The organism is Staphylococcus sp. HMSC62A08, assembly GCF_001839105.1.
GTDB lineage: Bacteria > Bacillota > Bacilli > Staphylococcales > Staphylococcaceae > Staphylococcus > Staphylococcus caprae.
In genome coordinates, this window is record NZ_KV840039.1 from 385877 (window position 1) to 386250 (window position 374).

The 374-nt window shown below is 33.2% G+C and carries 2 protein-coding genes; both read right to left on the bottom strand.

Going from position 1 to position 374, the window contains the following annotated elements; genetic code table 11:
• Positions 1–91: 91 nt before the first annotated feature.
• Positions 92–226, bottom strand: coding sequence for a beta-class phenol-soluble modulin (locus HMPREF3264_RS07740; protein WP_002442402.1), 135 nt, complete (start codon positions 224–226; stop codon positions 92–94).
• Between the two features lie 49 nt (positions 227–275).
• A partial coding sequence (locus HMPREF3264_RS07745; RefSeq protein WP_070872825.1) for a beta-class phenol-soluble modulin occupies positions 276–374 on the bottom strand: 99 nt, incomplete at its 5' end.

Genomic DNA, 374 nt, shown 5'->3' on the forward strand with positions numbered 1-374 from the left:
TTTACTGTATTTGCGATTGCTTCTGCTAATTTTTCCATTCTTATCTCTCCCTTTAGTAATTGATTATTGTAATATTTGTAATTTGTTTAACTTAGAATCCGAATACTTTACCTAATAAGCTGATTCCATTTTCTGCAATTCCTACGATGCTTGTACCTAATTTTGCCCAGTCTTGGTCTTGTCCTGCTTTAACTGCATTTGCAATTGCGTCTGCTAATTTTGTCATGAAAATCTCTCCCTAACTTTTTAATAAGATTGATAATTTAGCTTGAAAATTAACCGCCAAATACTTTGCTTAATAAACCAATACCATTTTCAGCGATACCAACGATACTAGTTCCTAATTTTGACCAATCGTGGTCTTGTCCTGCTTT

Coding starts and splice junctions, on each gene's coding strand:
- HMPREF3264_RS07740 (WP_002442402.1), bottom strand. CDS start 226: ATGACAAAATTAGCAGACGCAATTGCAAATGCAGTTAAAGCAGGACAA.